The organism is Polyangium sp. y55x31 (assembly GCF_029946505.1).
Taxonomy (GTDB): domain Bacteria; phylum Myxococcota_A; class Polyangia; order Polyangiales; family Polyangiaceae; genus Polyangium.
In genome coordinates, this window is the sequence record NZ_JARZHG010000005.1 from 318530 (window position 1) to 336325 (window position 17796).

Here is a 17796-nt window from a genome sequence, read left to right on the forward strand (position 1 = left end):
AAGCGCCGATGTCCGAAGGCCCGCTCGTCACGGTGGATTGGCTCGCGGCGCACGCGTCCGATCCGCGCGTCCGCGTCGTCGACGTGCGCTGGTATCTCTCGGGCAAGCGTGGCGTCGACGCGTACGAAGCGGGCCACATCCCGGGCGCGTCGTTCGTCGATCTCGATGCCGAGCTCGCCGGGGATCCGTCGCGAGGCCCCGGCCGTCATCCGCTGCCGGCGGCGGAAAAATTCGCGGCGCTGCTCTCGCGCCTCGGCGTCACCGAGGACTCGATCGTCGTCGCCTACGACGACGCCGGCGGCGCCATCGCTGCGCGCATGTGGTGGCTGCTCCGTCATTTCGGACATCTCGGCGGACGTGTCCTCGACGGCGGCATCGGCGCATGGATCACGTCTGGCCGCGCGCTCGACACCGCCCCTCCTCGCGTCACGCCCGCGCCGCCTCTCGCGCTTCGGCCCGGCGGCGCACCCGTCGTGGACAAAGCCGACGTCGCTCGCCTCGCCGCGCTCGGCTTGCCGGAGGCCGTCGTCCTCGATGCGCGGGCTCGCGAGCGGTACGAAGGCCGCTCCGAGCCGATCGACGCGCGCGCCGGGCACGTCCCCGGCGCCCGGAATGCGCCTTTCGTGGAGAACCTCGTCTCGCCCGGCGGCGCTTTCCTTCCGCGCGAGGCGCTCGATGCGCGCTACCGGGCGCTCGGCGCGCTCGATGCGAAGAGCGTCGTTTGTTACTGCGGCTCCGGCGTCACGGCCTGCCACGATCTCCTTGCCCTCGCGATCCTCGGCCGCGAGGACGCCGCTCTGTACGAGGGATCCTGGAGCGACTGGGCGCGGGACGCGGCCCTCCCGATCGAGACGGGCTGAGCTGCGATCCGGGAAGCCCTTGCGCCACCGCGACTCCGGTGCTTTGGGGTTTGGGGCGTAGGACGCCGAAGGCGATCCGGAGCCCCAAGCGTCGACCAGAGGTAGGGCCATGTCCATGCAGATCCATCGCGTACAGGAGCTTTTCAAGCAGTCGCCCGTTGGCCAGCGCGTGAGCGTGTGTGGTTGGGTCCGCACGCGCCGCGATGCGAAGAACAACTTCTCCTTCCTGGAGATCAACGACGGCTCCTGCCTGAAGAATCTGCAGGTCATCGCGGACGGCACGCTCGAGAACTACGAGACCGACGTGAAGAAGCTCGGCACGGGTTCGAGCGTGCGTGTCGAGGGGCTCGTCGTCGCGAGCCAGGGCAAGGAGCAGGCGATCGAGATCAAGGCCGAGCGCGTGCACGTCTACGGCTTCGCGCCCGAGGACTTCCCGCTGCAGAAGAAGCGCCACGGCTTCGATTACCTGCGCACGATCGGGCACCTCCGGCCGCGCACGAACACCTTCGGCGCCGTCACGCGCATCCGCCACACGCTGGCGATGGCCGTGCACGACTTCTTCCGCTCGCGCGGCTTCTTCTACGTCCACACCCCGATCATCACGGCCAACGACGCCGAGGGCGCGGGCGAGATGTTCCAGGTCACGACGCTCGACCTCGACAAGCTCCCGCGCACGCCCGAGGGCAAGATCGACTACGCGAGGGACTTCTTCGGCCGCCGCACGAGCCTCACGGTGAGCGGCCAGCTCGAGGGCGAGACCTACGCGATGGCCCTCGGCAACATCTACACCTTCGGCCCCACGTTCCGCGCCGAGAACTCGAACACCACGCGTCACCTCGCCGAGTTCTGGATGATCGAGCCCGAGATGGCGTTCGCGGACCTCGATCACAATGCGTTCGTAGCCGAGGAGTTCTTGAAGCACGTCATCCGCGCCGTGCTCGAGCAGAACCAGGAGGACTTGAACCTCCTCGACAGCTTCGTGCAGAAGGGCCTCAAGGAGAGCCTCCAGAACATCGTCGCGGGCCCGTTCGCGCGCATGACGTACACCGAGGCGATCGAGGTCCTCGAGAAGTCTGGCCAGAAGTTCGAGTACCCGGCCAAGTGGGGATCGAGCCTGCAGACGGAGCACGAGCGGTACCTGACCGAGGTGCACCTGAAGAAGCCCGTGATCCTCACGGACTACCCGAAGGACTTCACGGCCTTCTACATGCGCCTGAACGACGACAAGAAGACCGTGCGCAACATGGACGTGCTCGTGCCGCAGATCGGCGAGATCATCGGCGGCAGCCAGCGCGAGGAGCGCCTCGACGTGCTCCTCGAGCGCATGCAGGAGGTCGGCCTCAAGCCCGAGGATTACGAGTTCTACATCGACCTCCGCAAGTACGGCACGGCCCCGCACGCGGGCTTCGGCCTCGGCTTCGAGCGCCTCGTCCTGCTCTGCACGGGCATGGGCAACATCCGGGACGTCATCCCGTTCCCGCGCACGCCCGGCCACTGCGAGTTCTGAGGCCACGACGAAGGAGCCCGGCGCAACCGGGCTCCTTTTTTCTGGTCAATTACGTGCATGGATGCAACGATTCCAATCCTGCACATGAAAGCCGATGACCGCCGAGCGCTGCGAGAGAGCATCCGCGTCACGCGGATGGCGACGGCGCGTGACTTCCTGATCGGGGCGATCTCCTCGCTCGACGAGGCCGAGCTGACGCTCCTCCAGCTCGGCGTGCTCCTCCTGCTCGACGACGGCGTGCCGCGCACGTTGAAGGAGCTCGCGGAGGTCATCGGCCGTTCCCCCTCGGCGACGAGCCGCCTCGTCGATCAGCTCGTGCGGCGCAAGCTGCTCGTTCGCGAGGAGGATCCCGAGGATCGGCGCGCGCGGCGCGTCACCCGCAGCCCGCGCGCGGCCCGCCTCGTCGCGGAGCTCTTGGATCGCCGCACCGACGCGCAGATCAGCGTGATGGCGTCGCTCTCGGACGAGGAGCGCGCGCTCGTGATGCGAGCCTTCGCCATTCTGGGGGAGGCCGCGCAGAGGATGACGAAGAAGGAGGTCCGACGATGACGACAGAAGGCACGGTGCTCCCGCTCTCGGCGCTCGATCGATCCTCGCTCCCCATCGCCGGCGGAAAAGCGGCGAACCTCGGCGAGATGCTGCGCGCCGGGGTCCCGGTCCCGCCGGGGTTCGTCCTGACGACCTCCGCGTTCCGCGCCGCGGCGAAAGCGGCGAACATCGGCCCGCAGCTCGAAGAGCTCGCGAAGGCGGAGCCGAGTGATCGCGCCTGCCTCGCCGCGCTCGCAGCCGAGATCCGCGCGGCGCTCTCGTCCGTGACCGTGCCCGAGGCGATCGCCGAGGCGTGCGTCCGTGCGTACGACGCCGAGCTCGGCGGCGCGGCCGTGGCCGTGCGCTCATCGGCCACGGCCGAGGATTTACCGGATGCGAGCTTCGCCGGGCAGCAGGACACCTACCTCGGCGTGCTCGGCAAGGACGCGCTGCTCGACGCCGTTCGTCGCTGCTGGGCCTCTCTCTTCACCGAGCGTGCCGTCGTGTATCGCGCGGATCGGTCGATCGATCCGCGTGACGTCTCGCTCGCGGTCGTCGTACAGCGCCTCGTGCATGCGCGGGCCGCGGGCGTGCTCTTCACGGCGAACCCCGTGACGGGTCGACGCCGCGAGGCGGTGATCGACGCGGCGCCGGGCCTCGGCGAGGCGGTCGTGAGTGGCGCGACGAACCCCGATCACCTGGAGGTCCGCGTCGACACGGGCGAGATCGTCACGCGTCGCCTCGGCGACAAACGTGTCGTGATCGAGGCGCTTCCCGGCGGAGGAACACGTCACGAGGAGCGTACGGATGGCTCGGCAGAGGCTTGCATCTCCGACGCCGAGGCGCGCGATCTCGCGGCCATGGGCGCGCGCGTCGAGGCGCATTTCGGCGCGCCGCAGGACATCGAGTGGGCGATCGATCCCGAAGGAAAGATCCTCCTCGTGCAGTCGCGCCCGATCACCACGCTCTTCCCGATCCCCGTGGGCCCCTTGTCCTCGGCGAGCCCGCTCCGCGTCTACTTCAGCTTCAACGTGGCGCAGGGCGTGTTCCGGCCGCTCTCGCCGATGGCGCTCCAGTTCTGGCGCGCGCTCGCGGGCGTCGCGGCGCGTGGCATCGGCCTCTGGGACGGCGAGCCGCTCGACGGCCCGCCGATCGCCGCCGTGGGCGCGAGTCGGCTCTTCCTCGACATCACCGCGCTCTTTCGTGATCCGATCGGCCGCCGCCTGGTCGCGTTCGCCTTGTCGCGGATGGAGGCGCGCAGCGGCGTCGCCATCCGTGCGCTCATCGACGATGAACGACTCGGCCTCGTGGAAACACCACGCTGGAGGATCGCGCGCGCGGCCGTGCGTGCGCTCGCGCGGACGCGCGCGCCCCTCACGCTCGCGCGCGCCCTCGCGAACCCCGATGCCGTGCCCGGTCGCATCAGCGAGAAGGTCGACGCGGCGATCGCGATCGGTACGGTGCCCGAAGGCTCGCCGCCCGTCGCGTATGTCGACGCCGTCGAGCGCATGATCCGCGAGGGCATCGGTCCCTTCATCTTCACCGGGGTCCCGAGCATCGCCGGCGCGCTCGTGAGCATGCTCCTCTTCCGCCGCGCGCTCGCCGACCTGATGACCGAGGAAGAAGTTCACACGCTCCTCCGATCGCTGCCGAACAACCCGACGACGGAGATGGACCTCGAGCTTTGGTCCCTCTCGCGCCGCGTCGGCGCGGATCCAGCGTCGCACCGCGTCTTGCGCGACGAGGCGCCCGCCGCGCTCGCCAAGCGGTATGCCGATCGATCGCTGCCGGCCGTGCTCCAGCGCGAGCTCGCATCGTTCCTCGCGCGCTGGGGCGCGCGCGGCGTCGCGGAGATCGACATCGGCGTGCCTCGCTGGGGTGACGATCCGACGCACATCCTCGGAAGCCTCGCGAACTACCTCTCGCTCGGCGACGACGCGTCTCCGCCGGACGTGGCCTTCGAGCGCGGCGCGCGCGAGGCGGAGCAGAAGGCGGAGGAGCTCGTGGCGCGAGCGCGCGAGAAGGGCGCCTTGCGCGGCGCGGTCGCGCGGTTCGCGGTGCCCCGCGTGCGCAGGCTCCTCGGCGCGCGCGAGGCGCCGAAGTTCGGCATCGTGCGCATCATCGCGCAGGCGCGCTCGCTCCTGCTCGCTGCTGGCCGGTTGCTCGTGCAGGAGGGCAAGCTCGCTGCCGAGGACGACGTGTTTTTCCTCGACCTGCGCGAGCTACGCGCCGTCACCGGAGGCACGGATCTCCGCGCGCTCGTGGCCGAGCGTCGCCGCCTGAACACGCTGGAGCTCGGCCGCAAGCACGTGCCGCGCATCGTGCTCTCGGACGGCACGGAGCCCGAGATGATCGCCGCTGCCGCGTCGGGCGAAGGTGGTTTGTCCGGTACGCCTGCCTCCGCGGGGCGTGTCACGGGCAAGGCGCGCGTGGTGCTGGATCCGGTGGGCGCGAAGATCGAGCCCGGCGAGATCCTGGTCGCGCCTTCCACGGATCCTGGCTGGACCCCGCTGTTTCTGACGGCGGGCGGGCTCGTGATGGAGATGGGCGGGAGCATGTCGCACGGCGCGGTGGTCGCGCGTGAGTACGGGATCCCGGCCGTGGTCGGCGTCGCCGGCGCGACGGCGCGGATCACGACGGGGCAGCAGATCACCGTGGATGGAGGCGCGGGGCGGGTGGGGGTCGAGGCGTAGCCCCGCGCGGCGTCACTTCTTCTCGCTGAGCTTCTTCACGTGCTCGAGCACGCGCGTGTGGATCGCGTGGATCGCGCTGTCCGACCAGAACGCCCAGTACACGTTCGGCGACATCTCGAGCTCGTACCACGTCGTCCCTTCGAGCCGCGTCCGGCCGCCGGGCAGCTCCGTCAGCAGGAACTGCCCACGCTTGGACCTCAAACTACCGTCGAGGTGCGGCGCGTGCACGTACTGGAACGGGCTCCACTCCTTCATCGCGTGCGGCTGCTTCGATACGTCGAACGCGAGCCGGTTCGGTTTGTCCCAGACCGTGATCGGCTCGACGAACGGCCCCGTCGAGAACTCGCAGTAGCGCACGGCGCCCACGCCTTCGCCTTCGAGACGCGCGCGCACCGGGTAGGCGATGCCCGTGTGGAAGAACCACTCCGCAGGCGGCGCGAGCTCGCCGAAGCCCACCACGTTCTCCCAGACGCGATCCGGCGGCGCGTCGACCTCGATCACCGTCTTCACCTCGCGCAGCTCCGGCTTCGCGACCGCCGCCTCCGCGCTCACGATCCCCGGCAGCATCAGCACCGCCGCCGCTGCGTGGGATCGCGGCGTCTTCGCCTGCAGCGCGATCGCGCGGCCCAGGATCGCGCCGATCACCGCCACCACGCCCGCGATCGGCGCGGCCATGAGGAGGCACACGAGCCCCTCCAGCGCGAAGAGGAGCATCGCCCCGCCCGTGATGGCCACGGACAAACACGCGACCGTGACCGCGCGCCGGAGCGGCTGCGGCGCGTCGCGGTTCAGGAGGAACGCGCTCACCGCGCCCATCACGAACGGCGTCACGAAGAAGAGCGACAAACCGTAGAGATCCAGCGCGTACACGCTGAGCCCCGCCATCCCGAGCCCCACCGCGACCGCGGCGGCGACGCCGAGCAGCGCGCTCCGCAGCGTGCCTTCGATCTGCGGTCGGATCTTCTCTTGCGGCCCACCCGCGCGATACGGCGACGTCGGGTCCGGCTTCCACGCGTCCCCGCGCTCGGGGATCGCCGCGAGGACGATCATCGCGAGGTAGTTCAGCCCAGGCACGAGGAACGTGAGTCCTCCCCACGGCGACAAACCCGCGTTCGCTGCGCGGCGGATGCTCATCGACACGCCGATCCACAAGAACGGCAGCGTCGCGATGCCCATCGCCACGAAGAGCCACGAAGGTGCGTCCGGGATGCTCTTGGTACGTAACGTGAGCAGTGGGCTCAGATAGGCGAGCGGCGAGAAGAGCACGCCTGACGCGAGGTACACGAGCAGCGCGTCGATGCCGTACTTCAGCGCCATCAACGTGACGCCCGTGAGCAGATAAGCGCGCCTGCCGACCGGCGCTTCCAGGCCAAACCAGAGCCTCGCTACCTCGCGCACGGGCGAGCGCGGGCGGGACGACGGAGGTGTGTCACTCATGGGGGCGCATTATGCGGGAGATCGCAGCGCCGCACGCAGTGCCTCCGCCACACGCTCCATCTCGTCTTCGCTCGCGTACTTCGCGCGAGGCCAGAAGAACCCCCGCAGACCATCCTTCTTGCGCCGTGGCACCACGTGCACGTGCAGGTGCGGCACGCTCTGGCTGATCTTGTTGTTCATCGCGACGAAAGAGCCCTCCGCCGAGAGCGCCGGCTCGATCGCGCGGGCGATGCGCTGCGCGGCCCCGAAGAGCGGCGCGATCGAGTTTTCCGGCAGATCGAGCAGCGTCGGCACGTGCACGCGCGGCACGACGAGGCAGTGGCCCGGGAACAGGGGGCTGCGATCGAGGAATGCGAGGACCTCGGGCTCGTCGAGCACGACGTGGGCAGGAAGCTCACCGATTGCAATACGACAAAAGGTGCAGGCCTGGGCCATGGAAGAGGTTCTCATCACAGGTCGATGGGGTCGTTCGCCCACGCACCAAGATTCGTCCAGCGCGGTAGGGCGAAGGCTGGCGATGCCGCAGGCGCGTCAGTAGAGTGGCACGCCTTTGCCGGCGGGGACCATGGGCACGATCGAGCAAGGCAGCCGCGGCGTCCTCATCGTCGAGGACGATCCCGACATCCGTGAGACCATCGCGCAGATCCTCGAGGAAGAGGGGTACGAGGTGCGCGGCGCGAGCAATGGCAAGCAGGCCCTCGACCTGCTTCGCGAGGGAGCGCGCCCACAGCTCATCCTGCTCGACCTGATGATGCCCATCATGGACGGCTGGCTCTTCCGGACCGAGCAGCGCAGCGATCCGAGGATCGCCGACATCCCCGTCATCGTGATCTCGGCCGACGGCAACCTGCGGCAGCAGGCCGCGAAGATCCAGGCGAACGGCTACCTGCGCAAGCCCGTCGGCATCGACACGCTCCTCAGCACGGTCGAGCGCTACCTGAAGCCGTAGCCGGCGAGAGCAGCGATTTTGCTGCTCCGAAAGCTCGTGAAGCGAGCTTTCCTCGGGGGGTGAATCGTCCGGGCTTTGCCCGGACGAGAGGGGGACGCGAGGCGTCCCCCTCGGGACTAAGACCGGCGGTACTCCATCTTGCGCGGGATCATGCCGCTCTTCGAGATCATCTCGAAGGCCTCTTTTTCGAGGAGCGGGTGCACGCCCTTCGGCGAGACGCCGCCGGGGATCTTCTTCTTCGTGATGAACGACGCGAGGTACTGCGGGTTGATCGCCGAGAGCTGCCGCAGGATCTGCTTCATCCGCTTCGTGTCGTTCGTCCACGCATAGGCGAACGCGCGCGAGCGGAGGAGCTGCGGCTTGATCTCGGCGAACGTCGCGTCGTTCGGATCGAGCGTGTCGAGCAGCTCCACGGCCTTCTTCGCCTGACCGCCCCGCGCCCACGCCTCACCCACGATCGCCGCGATCGTGGCGCGGCTCTTCGCGTCCTTGTGCCTTCCGAGATCGATCTTGTCGACGAGGCCCTTGGCCGCCTCGGTCTCGCCGAGCACGAGGTGGATCATTGCGCGTTGCGCCCGCGCCTCGTCCGCGACCGGCGGCATCACTTTTTCGAGCTTGATGCTCTCCAGCGTGGCGAGCGCCTTCTTCGGATCCTCCTGCAACTCGAGCTGCGCGCGCGCGAACACGGCCGCGGGGTCGTCCTTGCCGAACTCGCTCTCGAGCTTCTCGATGGCTTCTTTCCGCGCTTCCGGCGTATCCGCGCCGCGCACGAGGTTCGCCACGGCGCGCGAGCGCTTCGCGTACCGGACCACCCAGACGACGAGCGCCGCGACCGCGATCGTCACGACGAGCGCCACGACCTTCGAGACCCAGCCCGAGATGAAGAGCGCGATGATCCAGACGATCGCGAGCGGGATGCCGATCCGGACCGCGAGCTTCTTCGGCTCGAGCATCTGGAGCGGATCGGGCTGCGCGGCCTGCTTGTCGCGCGCGGACGCGATGAGCGCCTCGCGCGCATCCTTCGCGCTCGCCGGCTTCGCCGCGGCCTTCGGCTTGTCCGCGGTCTTCGGTTTCTCCTGGGTGTTGCTCTTCGGCTTGTCGGACGTCTTCAAGGCGAGCGCTTCATACCACGTGCCACGGGAAACAGTAGCGCGGGCCCTCCCGACTTCGTCAGCCCGTGGCGCCTGCTTGGGGCTCGGGCGGCGTCGCCTTCACGTCCGGACGCACCTTCGCCGCGGGCGGGTGCGTCGACATGGGATCGGTCAGGCCCATCGTGGACTCGCGGAAGTGCAGGAAGATCGTCTGGGCGATGGACATGCACGGGACCGCGAAGAGCGCGCCCGTGATCTGGAAGAAGTGCTCGCCCACGAGCAGCGAGAAGACGACGAGGACGGGGTGGATCTTCGCCGCGTCGCCGATGATCTTCGGGTTCAGGAAGTTCGCCTCGAGCTGGTGGATGCCGACGATCCACGCGAGCACGCCGACCGCCGTCATGGGCGACTGCGTCAGGCCGATGAGCACGGCCGGCACCGAGCTCAGGATCGATCCGAAGATCGGGATGAGCGACATCACGGCCGCGAGGATCGAGAGGATCGGCCAGTACTTCAGGTGGAAGAGCCAGAAGCCGATCGCCGAGAGCACGCCGTTCACGAGGCAGATGAGGAGCTGCCCGCGCACGACGCCGGACAGGCCCCGATCGAGCCTCCGCATGAACCTCTCGAACGTGTGGTGCGAGGTCGGATCCCAGAGGTCGCGGAAGAACGCGAGGATCTTCTCGTGGGTCAGGATGATGTAGCCCGCGAGCATCAACGTCATGAAGAGGTTGAAGATCCCGCGCGAGATCGCGCCCGCGATCCGCTGGCCGATCTGCAGCACGACGGTCGCGTTCTGGCGCAGGTAGAGCAGCCCCTTGTCGAACCCTTCACGCAAGAGGCCCGCGCTCGACAGCCGCTTCGGCTCCTCGTTCACGACCTCCCACGTGCCGCTATGCACCTCGTGCAGGCGCAGATCTTCGCTCACGAAGACGTCGTACGAGCCGTCGTCGCGCTTCACGATCCTGAGCGGCGGCCGCTCGTCTGCCTTGCTCGGCTCGCCCGCGCCCATCTCGTGGCTCGGGTTCGGCGTGGGCGCCGGCGTGGCTTCCTCCGCGGGGCGTTGTCCCGACCAGCGCACGAGGCGCGAGTCGATCGCCGGCAGCCATTCGTTCCGCACCTTGCGCGTGAGGTTCGGCCACTCGCTCGCGAGCGCCTGCCCCTCCGTGACGAGGCGCGGGACGATCATCCCGATGAACCCGCCGATCGCGCCGAGCGTCAGCGCGTAGACGAGCAGGATCGCGGCCCAGCGCGGCACGCGCATGCGCTCGACGCGCAGGACCGCGGGCGTCAGCACGTACGCGACCACCAGCGCGAGCACGAAGGGCAGCATCACCTCGTGCGCGACGATGCAGAGCGAGACGACGAGCGCCGCGCTCGTGGCGAGGAAGATGCGGCGCGCGGTCTTGCGCTCCGGGGGCAGGGGAGTGACGGGCGGCGACGTTTCGCTCACGGGGTTCCGGCTCCCTCGCTCGCCGCGGGCAAACGCACGCCCGGCAGATCCGCGAAGAAAGGCACGAGGTAGTCGCGCGTCTTTTCGAGGGCCTGGGGCACGACGCGTACGTCGGCGAGCACCGGCATGAAGTTCGTGTCTCCGCTCCAGCGCGGGACGATGTGCGCGTGCAGGTGCTCGGCGATCCCCGCGCCCGCAGCCGCGCCGAGGTTCAAGCCGACGTTGAGCCCTTCGGGCTTCACCGCCGCGCGCAGCCGCACCGTCGCCTCGCGCACGAGGTCGAAGAGCGCGTGATGATCCTCGTGCGAGAGTTTTTCGAGTGCGTCGACGTGCGCGTGCGGCACGACGAGCAGGTGCGCCGCGGCGAACGGATAACGGTTCAGCACGACAAACGCGCGCGGCGTGTCACACACCACGAGCCGCGCGCGGAGCTCCTCCGGCGGAGCAGCCTCAATGCCGCAAAACACGCAGGAACCACCCTTTTTCGAAAGGATGTACTCCATGCGCCACGGCGCCCAGAGCGGATTGCCCATCGATCGCGGCACGCTAGCACCAGCACCGGCCGGTGGCGATCAACGCGCGGGCGCCGGCCTACCGGATTTGTCGGTCGGGGAAGGTGAAAGGGCGTAATCGATGGCGACCGAGACGCCGAGCCCCACCGCCGTCCCCAGGAGGTCCCAGGCGAAGTCCTTCCACGACGGCGTGCCGAACCCCGCGGCGTCGAGGATTTCCTTGGTGTACCCAGCACCAAGCGCGACGGCCACGCCGACCGCGACGCGGTTCGCCCGCCCGTCGAGCCCGTACAGGGCGGCGGCGCCGTATGCGCCGCCCGCGAGCGCGGCCGAGAAGCCGAAGTGCAGGGCCTTGTCGCGGCCGAAGAAAGGATCCGGATCGCTCGGCGGATCCGCGCGCGCCGGGAGCGTGGTGACGAGCGCGGCGAGGACGACGGGCGCGACGAGGCGTCGTGTCATGCGCGGAGCGTAGGGACAAAACGCGCGCGGCGCCTCCCCGAAGGAAAGCGCCGCGAACGGTCACCCGAGAAGGGGCAGGATTACTCCTGATCCTTCGCCTTGTTCTTGAGGTCGAGCTTGCCGCCGAGCTTCTCTTTGATGAGATCGCCGATCGTCCCCGGCACGTTCTTCTCCTCGTCGGCCGCCGCGCTGCCGCCGCCGCCCGCGCCCTTCGCGCGCTTCGGGCGCTCGGCGGGCTGCGGCTTCTCCACGCCGATGTTCTTCATCGTCGCGAAGAGGCGGCGCTCGATCGTGTCGACGCTCGAGATCTCGACCTTCACGAGGTCGCCGACCTTGATCTTCGTGCCCTCGGGCTCGAGGATGTCGCCCGTCGAGACGAGCGCCTCGACGCCCTCGCGCAGGCGCACGAAGATGCCGTAGTCGACGATGCTGATCACCTGGGCCTCGTCGATCACGCGGCCGGGCGCGAACTCGCTGAGCATCGTCGGCCACGGGTCGTCCCAGAGCTGCTTGATGCCGAGCGAGACCTTCTTCTCGTCGTGGTTGATCGAGAGGATGATCGCCTCGACGTCGTCGCCCTTGTGGTGCAGGTCGCTCGGGTTGTTGACGCGCACCGTCCACGAGAGGTCGCTCTTGTGGACCATGCCGTCGACGCCCTCCTCGATCCCGACGAACACGCCGTAATCGGTGAGCGAACGGACCTTGCCCGCGATCTTGTCGCCGGGGTGGTACTTGTCCGTGAAGAGCATCCACGGATCGGGCTCGAGCTGCTTGAGACCGAGGCTGATGCGCTTCGCGCGCGCGTCGACCTCGAGCACCTGGCACTCGATCTCCTGACCGACCTCGAGGAGCTTCGACGGGTGCTTGACCTTCTTGGTCCAGCTCATCTCGCTCACGTGGATCAGGCCCTCGACGCCCGGCTCGAGCTCCACGAACGCGCCGTAGTCCGTGATCGACATGACCTTGCCGCGGACCTTCTTGCCCGCCGGGTAGGCCTCCTCGGCGTGGTTCCACGGATCCTCCTGGGTCTGCTTGAGGCCCAGGGAGACGCGCTCGGTCTCGGGGTTGTACTTGAGGACCTTGACGGTGACCTCGTCGCCGACGTTGAACACCTCGTTCGGGTGGTTCACGCGGCCCCAGCTCATGTCCGTGATGTGGAGCAGGCCGTCGATGCCGCCGAGGTCCACGAACGCACCGTACTCGGTGATGTTCTTGATCGTGCCCTTGACGGTCATGCCCTCGGTGAGGGTCTCGAGCGTCTTCTGCTTCATCTCGTCGCGCTCGCGCTCGAGCAGGACGCGGCGGGAGAGGACGATGTTGCCCCGCTTCTTGTTGAACTTGATGACCTTGAACTTGTAGGTCTGGCCGATCAGTTTGTCCAAGTTGCGGATCGGGCGGAGGTCGACCTGCGACCCCGGGAGGAACGCCTTCACGCCGCCGCGGATGGTGACCGAGAGGCCGCCCTTCACGCGCTGGCTGATGGTGCCCTCGATGAGCTCGTCCGCCTCGCAGGCGTTCGAGATCTCATCCCAGACCTTCATCTTGTCGGCTTTTTCCTTCGACAAGGTGACGAGGCCGTCGTCGTTCTCGCGGCTCTCGATGTAGACGTCCACCTTGTCGCCGGGCTTGACGCCGACCTGACCTGTGGCGTCCGCGAACTCTCGGAGCGGGATTACGCCCTCGCTCTTGCCACCGATGTCGACCACCACCGAGTCACGGCCGACCTGAACGACCGTCCCCGCGATGATCTCGCCCTCGCGCGCGAAATCGGACTCGACCCGCTGCTCGAAGAGCGCGGCGAAGCTCTCCATGCTGGATCCCATGTCGGATCCCGTCATCTCCACGTTCGCGTTACTAGCCATCTGGTCTTTTGAAACCGTCCTTCCCTAGGATTTCCCGGAGCTCGGATGCGATGCGCCGCGCGAGCGTGCGGCTCGAATTGAGCCGGCCTCGGGCACACGTCGGGCATCGAGCCGGATCCGGGAGAGCGGTCCCTCTAGTCCGATGCCAGCGCCTTGTCAATGCGGTGCCCCGCGCACGTCCGTTTTGTCCAACCCGGCCCGCCCCACGCCGTTCGGCCGGCGCGACCCAAATCAAGGCTTTTTGTCGGGGATTTCCGCCCCTCGGAGCTTGCCCGCGAGCATCGACGTCGCCCGATCCAGTCCTTCGTACGGCCAGGGCGCGCGGAGCACGACGACATCTCCCTCGCGCTTCACGGTAGTCGCGCGGAGCGCCTCCTTCTCGCCCGCGACGTCCGGCACGAGCAAAAGCGCGAGACCGAGATCGGAGAGCAGCGCGCGCGCGCCTTCTTCGAGCTTCGGCGCGTCCGCGGCCTTCGCCGGTTCGAGACGAACGACGAGCTCCGGCGAATTGCCGAGCGCGAGCGTGCCCGTGGCCCGTTCGACCGCGCCGAGAACCGACGCGCGCGGCGTGATCGCGCTCGCCCCGGAGAGCGCCTCGAACGCCTGCCGCGCGATCGCGAACGTGACCGCGCCCTTCTCGGGCAAACCGAGCTTCTGCCCTTCCTCCGTCGCGGGGAGCGCGGCCTCCACGATCGATCGATCCGTGCCGACGAGGATCGTCCCGTCGTCCGCCTGTGCGATCACGATCGAAGGTCCCACGAGGAGCTCGCCTTCCCGGCGAAACCCGGTCCAGCCCTCCTCGCGCGCGACCTCGGCGAGTCCTTTGACGAACCTCCCTTGCTCGATGCGACCGCCGAGCAGCGCGACCCAGCTCTTGCCGTCCATCGACGCGACGACGACCTCGCGCAGGTCCGCGGGCAAACGCACGCCCGTTTGATCGTGGATGCGCGCGGCGCGCGAGGGGCGCGAGGGCGCGGCGACTTCGGGCGTGCTGCCTTCATCGAGCGCGAGCTTCAAGAGGTGCTCGCGCACGGGGCCGAAGAGCACGAGGTCCGCCGCTTCGATCCGGATCGCGACGTTCGTCCCCGCAGGCACGTGCGCGCGCGCCGTGGGCCGATACCGCAGGACGAAGTTCCAGAACGCGAGGCCCGCGATCGCCGCGACCACGAAGACCGCGGCCACGGCCACGAGCACGAAACGAGACCCGCGCGGCTTCGGGGGCGGCGCTTCGACGCGAGGCTCGGCCGGCGGTTCGGGCGGAGCTTCGGGCGGAAGGGCCGCGGGGGCTTCCGGCAGAGGTGCGGGCGCGGCCCCGAGCGCCTCGGGATCGCGCTGCGTGGGCGGGACGGGCTCGATCGGATCTACGAGCGTGTCGGCCATCGGCCCGGAGCGTAAGCGTTCAGCGCTCGTCTTGCATCCTCTCCGGCGCCGCGAGCTTGCCTTCGAGCAAGGCGCGCAGGACGTCCGAGGAAAGGTCCCAGCGCACACGCACGGCGCGATCGACACGCTCGATTCGTACATCCTCGAAGAGCGGCGCGTACCGGCTGCCCTGTCCGCCCTCGCGCAGCGCGCGGAGCAGGTTCTCGGCTTTGCCCGCGGCTTGCCCCGTGCCGGCCGTGATCTCGGCGTCGACGCGGAGCGCGTCGCCGACCATCACCGCGCTCGCACGCGCGCGCTCGAGGCCGCCGATGATCGAGGCGATGGAAGGGAAGCGCCGTTCGAGCGAGGGAGGTAAGCGCCGCGCGCGGAGATCGGCGCTGACGAGGCCCTCGGCCGCGGGATCACGCCGGCGATCGTCCGGGCCCTTCAGGAGCACACGCTCGACGCTGTCCACCTCGACCGACGTGACGAACACGATCATGCGGTCTGCGAAGGTGTGGATGCGCGCGGTCGTGGCGCGGCCGAGGGGCCCCGTGCGCTCCCAGGTCCGCACGTCGTCCGCGATCGGAGGATCGACGAGACGGAAGAGCTTGGGATCGGGCCGCACGTCCTCCACGTCGCCCTCGACCACGAGCACACGATCGCCGACCTCGGCGTCCGCGGCGCGCAGGCCGATCCACACGACCTTGGCACGCGCGATCGCCTGCGAGACGAGCCCCTCCTCGCCGCCGCTCTCCTCCTCGACACGCGCGGAGAGCGCGTCCGCCATGGGTCCGAGCTGCGCGCGCATGCGGCCGAGATCGACGCGCAGCACGAGATCCAGATCGTTCGGGAAGAGCTCGGCAGGATCGAAGAGGTCGCGTTTGCCCCGGGACGGTGTCTTCGGGGCTGGCACCTCGCCGCCGCACGCCGCGGTGAACGCGAGCGCGCCGAGGCCGAGCACGAACGCGCGGCGGAAAACCTCAGTCGGCGCGCTCGCGCTGTTCGACGACAAGCGCCATCTCCTCGACGAGCTCGGCGACGTCCCTGTGGCTGGAGTCGACGACGATCGCGTCGTCGGCCTGCCGGAGGGGCGCGACGGGTCGCTCCGTGTCGGCCTTGTCGCGGCGCTCGACGTCGGCGAACGTGGCCTCGTAGGTCGCTTCCTTGCCCTGCGCGACGAGCTCCTCGTAGCGCCTGCGCGCGCGGACCTCGGGCGATGCGGTCAGGAAAAACTTCACCTCGGCGTCCGGGAAAACGACCGTGCCGATGTCGCGACCTTCGAGCACGACGCCGCCCTCGGCGCCTTGCCCGCGTTGCATGTCGAGCAGCGCCGCGCGCACCGCGGGCACGGCCGAGACGCGGCTCGCGCCGAGGCTCACCTCGGGCGAGCGGATCGCGGCCGAGACGTCCTCGCCGTCGAGCAGGACACGCATGCCGCTGCCGCCGCCCGTCGCGCCCTCGGCGCGCTCGATCACCATGCGCTTGCGGGCCACGAGATCCTCGGCGAGCGCGCCGAGCGCCTCGCGATCGTCCCAGCGGATGGGCGCGCGCACGGCCGCGAGCGCGACCGTGCGGTAGAGCGCGCCCGTATCGAGGAGCAGGTAGCCGAGCCGCTCCGCGAGTCTACGCGCGACGGTGCTCTTGCCCGCGCCCGCCGGCCCGTCGATCGCGACTCGTACTGCCCTCCGCGGTCCGCTGCTCATGGAGTTCCTCCGCCCGACTCCACCTCGATCCGAGCGCCGAGCGCGCGCATCGTACCGACGAACCGCGGGAAGCTCGTCGCGATGTTGTCGGCGTCGCGCACGCGCGTGGGCCCGTTCGCGAGGAGACCGAGCACACACGATGCCATGGCGATCCGGTGATCGCCGCCGCTCTCGATGTCGGCCGCCTCGAGCTTGCCTTCCGGCTTTCCCTCGACGGCGAGCCCGTCCGGCCGCTCCTCGCAGTTCACGCCGAACGCTCGTAGCACGCGCGCCATCATCGCGATGCGATCACTCTCCTTCACGCGGAGCTCGGCCGCGTCTTCGATGAGCGTCGTGCCGTTCGCCCGCGCCGCGAGCGCGCACAGGATCGGCACCTCGTCGATCGTCCGCGCCACGAGCTCGCCGCCGAGCCGGCCTTGCCGCAGAGCCGCCGCGCCGGCGTGCAGGTCGCCGATCGGCTCGCCCATCTCCTCGCCCTTCGGCTCGAGCACGAGATCGCCGCCCATGTCGCGCAGCACCTCGAAGAGCCCGGTGCGCGTCGGGTTCAGGCCCACGCGACGCACGGTCACGCGGCTGCCCGGGACGAGCTGCGCGGCCGCGACGAGGAACGACGCGGACGAAGGATCACCCGGCACCGTGATCGAGAACGCCGGGAGTTTGCCCGAGAACGAGGGGCCATCGAGCTCGATGATCGCGCCGATCGATCGCAGCGGCACGCCGAGCGCGAGCAAGAGCCGCTCGGTGTGATCGCGTGACACGAGCGGCTCGCGCACGTACGTGGGTCCGTCGGCGTAGAGGCCCGAGAGCAGGATCGCGCTCTTCACCTGCGCGCTCGCGACGGGCATCTCGTACTCGAGCGGCCCGAGCACGTTGGGCTCGGGCAGAGGGCCGATATGGAGCGGCGCCGTGATCTCTCCGACGCGCTTCGGATCGAGCTTGCCCTCGATGCGGCCGCCGCGCAGGCGCAGGGGCCTCGCGATACGCTCCATCGGCCGGCGCGAGAGCGACTCGTCGCCGATGAGCACGGTGGAGAAGCGTTGCGCGACGAGCACACCTGCGAGCAAGCGCATCGTCGTGCCCGAGTTGCCGCAGTCGATGGGCTCGCTCGGCGCGCGCAGGCCGTAGAGGCCCTTTCCGTCGACGAGCAACGTCTCGTTCTGCTGCTCGGCGGTGATGCCCATCGCGCGCAGCGCGCCGAGCGTGGACATGTTGTCTGCGCCGAGGGCGCCGCCTTCGATGCGGCTTTGCCCTTCGGCGAGACCCGACAGCAGGATGGCCCGGTGCGCGATGCTCTTGTCGCCCGGGACCGGGACGCTGCCTGTCAGAGGGCGTTCGGATGGAAAGACGACGAGGTCGGTCACGGGCAGGCTCTAGCAGAAG

16 protein-coding genes are annotated in these 17796 nt (G+C 69.3%); 5 read left to right on the plus strand and 11 right to left on the minus strand.

Annotation, left to right across the window (positions count from 1 at the left end):
- Window positions 1–8: 8 nt before the first annotated feature.
- The 4 genes from QHF84_RS12850 to QHF84_RS12865 all read left to right on the plus strand — a co-directional run bounded on the left by QHF84_RS12850 (window position 9) and on the right by QHF84_RS12865 (window position 5588).
- A complete protein-coding gene (locus QHF84_RS12850; protein ID WP_281313549.1) occupies window positions 9–860 on the plus strand; it encodes a sulfurtransferase in 852 nt (283 codons plus the stop codon).
- 115 nt (window positions 861–975) lie between these two features.
- The gene (gene asnS / locus QHF84_RS12855) at window positions 976–2367 is read left to right on the plus strand and encodes an asparagine--tRNA ligase (protein WP_281313550.1); all 1392 of its coding nucleotides are present in this window, start codon (window positions 976–978) and stop codon (window positions 2365–2367) included.
- 84 nt (window positions 2368–2451) lie between these two features.
- Window positions 2452–2916 carry a MarR family transcriptional regulator gene (locus tag QHF84_RS12860; RefSeq protein WP_281313551.1) on the plus strand — a complete coding sequence of 155 codons (465 nt, stop codon included), beginning with the start codon at window positions 2452–2454 and terminating at the stop codon, window positions 2914–2916.
- Entirely contained in the window at window positions 2913–5588 is a 2676-nt protein-coding gene (locus tag QHF84_RS12865) for a PEP/pyruvate-binding domain-containing protein (RefSeq protein WP_281313552.1), read from the plus strand. Before QHF84_RS12860 ends, QHF84_RS12865 begins: the two co-directional genes overlap by 4 nt.
- Window positions 5589–5600: 12 nt before the next feature.
- Here QHF84_RS12865 and QHF84_RS12870 read toward each other — a convergent pair whose 3' ends face one another.
- Window positions 5601–7025 carry a hypothetical protein gene (locus QHF84_RS12870; protein WP_281313553.1) on the minus strand — a complete coding sequence of 475 codons (1425 nt, stop codon included), beginning with the start codon at window positions 7023–7025 and terminating at the stop codon, window positions 5601–5603.
- A gap of 9 nt (window positions 7026–7034) precedes the next feature.
- Window positions 7035–7475, minus strand: coding sequence for an HIT family protein (locus tag QHF84_RS12875; protein WP_281313554.1), 441 nt, complete (start codon window positions 7473–7475; stop codon window positions 7035–7037).
- Window positions 7476–7590: 115 nt separating this feature from the next.
- On the opposite strand from QHF84_RS12875, the gene QHF84_RS12880 reads away from it, so the two are divergent.
- Window positions 7591–7974 (plus strand): response regulator, encoded by a 384-nt coding sequence (locus tag QHF84_RS12880; RefSeq protein WP_281313555.1) that lies wholly within the window; start codon window positions 7591–7593, stop codon window positions 7972–7974.
- A 116-nt stretch (window positions 7975–8090) separates the two neighbouring features.
- Here the strand turns inward: QHF84_RS12880 and QHF84_RS12885 are convergent, their stop codons facing one another.
- From QHF84_RS12885 to aroA, 9 genes are all read right to left on the minus strand, one after another.
- Complete coding sequence (locus QHF84_RS12885) at window positions 8091–9086, minus strand: hypothetical protein (protein WP_281313556.1); 996 nt, start codon at window positions 9084–9086, stop codon at window positions 8091–8093.
- Window positions 9087–9144: 58 nt separating this feature from the next.
- The gene (locus QHF84_RS12890; RefSeq protein ID WP_281313557.1) at window positions 9145–10518 is read right to left on the minus strand and encodes an AI-2E family transporter; all 1374 of its coding nucleotides are present in this window, start codon (window positions 10516–10518) and stop codon (window positions 9145–9147) included.
- The gene (locus QHF84_RS12895; RefSeq protein ID WP_281313558.1) at window positions 10515–11051 is read right to left on the minus strand and encodes an HIT domain-containing protein; all 537 of its coding nucleotides are present in this window, start codon (window positions 11049–11051) and stop codon (window positions 10515–10517) included. The genes QHF84_RS12890 and QHF84_RS12895 overlap by 4 nt, the downstream gene beginning before the upstream one ends.
- Before the next feature lie 39 nt (window positions 11052–11090).
- Entirely contained in the window at window positions 11091–11489 is a 399-nt protein-coding gene (locus QHF84_RS12900; protein ID WP_281313559.1) for a hypothetical protein, read from the minus strand.
- Between the two features lie 80 nt (window positions 11490–11569).
- Entirely contained in the window at window positions 11570–13351 is a 1782-nt protein-coding gene (locus QHF84_RS12905) for a 30S ribosomal protein S1 (protein ID WP_281313560.1), read from the minus strand.
- 231 nt (window positions 13352–13582) lie between these two features.
- Entirely contained in the window at window positions 13583–14731 is a 1149-nt protein-coding gene (locus QHF84_RS12910) for a hypothetical protein (RefSeq protein ID WP_281313561.1), read from the minus strand.
- A gap of 19 nt (window positions 14732–14750) precedes the next feature.
- The gene (locus QHF84_RS12915; protein ID WP_281313562.1) at window positions 14751–15725 is read right to left on the minus strand and encodes a hypothetical protein; all 975 of its coding nucleotides are present in this window, start codon (window positions 15723–15725) and stop codon (window positions 14751–14753) included.
- Window positions 15694–16416 (minus strand): (d)CMP kinase, encoded by a 723-nt coding sequence (gene cmk, locus QHF84_RS12920; RefSeq protein WP_281313563.1) that lies wholly within the window; start codon window positions 16414–16416, stop codon window positions 15694–15696. Before cmk ends, QHF84_RS12915 begins: the two co-directional genes overlap by 32 nt.
- Window positions 16413–17777 carry a 3-phosphoshikimate 1-carboxyvinyltransferase gene (gene aroA / locus QHF84_RS12925; RefSeq protein ID WP_281313564.1) on the minus strand — a complete coding sequence of 455 codons (1365 nt, stop codon included), beginning with the start codon at window positions 17775–17777 and terminating at the stop codon, window positions 16413–16415. Before aroA ends, cmk begins: the two co-directional genes overlap by 4 nt.
- Window positions 17778–17796: the final 19 nt, after the last annotated feature.